Annotated in this window: 3 protein-coding genes; all 3 read right to left on the bottom strand. The window is 49.9% G+C overall.

Annotation, left to right across the window (positions count from 1 at the left end; genetic code table 11):
* Positions 1-318 (bottom strand): hypothetical protein (locus D8790_RS10585; RefSeq protein ID WP_221765904.1); only part of this gene is annotated, 318 nt, incomplete at its 3' end.
* Positions 294-659, bottom strand: coding sequence for a hypothetical protein (locus D8790_RS10580; protein ID WP_185761946.1), 366 nt, complete (start codon positions 657-659; stop codon positions 294-296). The genes D8790_RS10580 and D8790_RS10585, both read right to left, overlap by 25 nt.
* A gap of 15 nt (positions 660-674) precedes the next feature.
* Entirely contained in the window at positions 675-1,427 is a 753-nt protein-coding gene (locus D8790_RS10575) for a hypothetical protein (RefSeq protein WP_185761945.1), read from the bottom strand.
* Positions 1,428-2,656: the final 1,229 nt, after the last annotated feature.

Genomic DNA, 2,656 nt, shown 5'->3' with positions numbered 1-2,656 from the left:
GAGCACAAGTCTCAGTGCCTCACTCAGTGCCTCAGATTCAGCCAGCACGAGCCTGAGCACAAGTCTCAGTGCCTCACTCAGTGCCTCAGATTCAGCCAGCACCAGCTTGAGTACAAGCCTCAGTGCCTCAATTAGTGCCTCAGATTCATCAAGCACGAGCCTGAGCACAAGTCTAAGTGCCTCACTCAGTGCCTCAGATTCAGCCAGCACCAGCTTGAGTACAAGCCTCAGTGCCTCACTCAGTGCCTCAGATTCAGCCAGCACCAGCTTGAGCACAAGCCTCAGTGCCTCAATTAGTGCGTCAGATTCAACAAGCACGAGCCTGAGCACAAGTCAGTCTGTCTCAGTAAGCACAAGTGCTTCAGTATCAGTAAGCCTGAGCCAGTCTGTCTCAGTAAGTGCCAGTGCTTCAGCCTCATTGAGCCTGAGTCAATCAGTTTCAACAAGCGAGTCTGCTTCAGCGTCATTGAGCACAAGTCAGTCTGTCTCAGTAAGCACAAGTGCTTCAGTATCAGTAAGCCTGAGCCAGTCAGTTTCAACAAGTGAATCAGCTTCAACGTCATTGAGCACCAGCCAGTCAGTCTCAGCAAGCGAGTCTGCTTCAGCGTCATTGAGCTTGAGTCAGTCTGTCTCAGTAAGTGCCAGTGCTTCAGCGTCATTGAGCCTGAGCCAGTCTATCTCAGCAAGCACAAGCACTTCAGCATCAGTAAGCTTGAGCCAATCCGTTTCAACAAGTGCAAGTGCCTCAGCATCATTGAGCCTGAGCCAATCCGTTTCAGCAAGTGAATCAGCCTCGGCTTCGTTGAGTGGCAGCCAATCTGTCTCAACAAGCGCAAGTGCTTCAGCATCAGTAAGCTTGAGTCAATCCGTTTCAACAAGTGCCAGTGCTTCAGCGTCATTGAGCTTGAGTCAGTCTGTCTCAGTAAGTGCCAGTGCTTCAGCATCAGTAAGTCTGAGCCAGTCAGTCTCAGCAAGCGAGTCTGCTTCAGCGTCATTGAGCGCAAGCCAGTCAGTTTCAACAAGTGAATCAGCTTCAGCATCAGTAAGTCTGAGTCAGTCAGTCTCAGCAAGCACAAGCACTTCAGCATCAGTAAGCTTGAGTCAATCCGTTTCAACAAGCGAGTCTGCTTCAGCATCAGTAAGCTTGAGTCAATCCGTTTCAACAAGCGAGTCTGCTTCAGCATCATTGAGCCTGAGCCAATCCGTTTCAGCAAGTGAATCAGCCTCAGCTTCGTTGAGTGGCAGCCAATCAGTCTCAACAAGCGCAAGTGCTTCAGCCTCAGTAAGCCTGAGTCAATCAGTCTCAACAAGCGCAAGTGCTTCAGCGTCAATGAGCTTGAGCCAGTCAGTTTCAACAAGCGAGTCTGCTTCAGCGTCAATGAGCTTGAGTCAATCAGTTTCAACAAGTGAATCAGCTTCAACTTCATTGAGCACCAGCCAGTCTGTCTCAGCAAGCACAAGTTTGAGTACTAGCCTCAGTGCCTCAATTAGTGCGTCAGATTCAGCAAGTACCAGCTTGAGCACTAGCCTCAGTGCCTCAATTAGTGCAAGCGACTCATCAAGTACAAGTTTGAGCACAAGCCTCAGTGCCTCAATTAGTGCCTCAGATTCATCAAGTACAAGTTTGAGTACCAGCCTCAGTGCTTCAATTAGCGCCTCAGATTCAGCCAGCACCAGCTTGAGTACAAGCCTCAGTGCTTCAATTAGCGCCTCAGATTCAGCCAGCACCAGCTTGAGCACAAGTCTCAGTGCCTCAATTAGCGCATCAGATTCAGCCAGCACCAGCTTGAGCACAAGTCTCAGTGCCTCACTCAGTGCCTCAGATTCAGCCAGCACGAGCCTGAGCACAAGTCTCAGTGCCTCACTCAGTGCCTCAGATTCAGCCAGCACCAGCTTGAGTACAAGCCTCAGTGCCTCAATTAGTGCCTCAGATTCATCAAGCACGAGCCTGAGCACAAGTCTAAGTGCCTCACTCAGTGCCTCAGATTCAGCCAGCACCAGCTTGAGTACAAGCCTCAGTGCATCAATCAGTGCCTCAGATTCAGCCAGCACCAGCTTGAGCACAAGTCTCAGTGCATCAATCAGTGCCTCAGATTCATCAAGTACCAGCTTGAGTACTAGTCTCAGTGCCTCAATTAGCGCTTCAGATTCAACAAGCACCAGCTTGAGTACAAGCCTCAGTGCTTCGATCAGTGCCTCAGATTCATCAAGCACCAGCTTGAGCACGAGCCTCAGTGCCTCAATTAGTGCTTCAGATTCAGCAAGTACAAGTTTGAGCACAAGTCTAAGTGCTTCACTCAGTGCCTCAGATTCATCAAGCACAAGTTTGAGTACGAGCCTCAGTGCCTCAATTAGCGCTTCAGATTCANCAAGTACCAGCTTGAGTACGAGCCTCAGTGCTTCACTCAGCGCCTCAGATTCATCAAGCACCAGCTTGAGCACGAGTCTAAGTGCTTCACTCAGTGCCTCAGATTCATCAAGCACAAGTTTGAGTACGAGCCTCAGTGCCTCAATTAGCGCTTCAGATTCATCAAGTACCAGCTTGAGTACGAGCCTCAGTGCTTCACTCAGCGCCTCAGATTCATCAAGCACCAGCTTGAGCACGAGTCTAAGTGCTTCACTCAGTGCCTCAGATTCATCAAGCACAAGTTTGAGT

It is taken from the genome of Streptococcus cristatus (assembly GCF_003943535.1).
Taxonomy (GTDB): Bacteria; Bacillota; Bacilli; order Lactobacillales; family Streptococcaceae; genus Streptococcus; species Streptococcus cristatus_L.
This window is presented reverse-complemented; position numbering and strand designations above follow the sequence as displayed.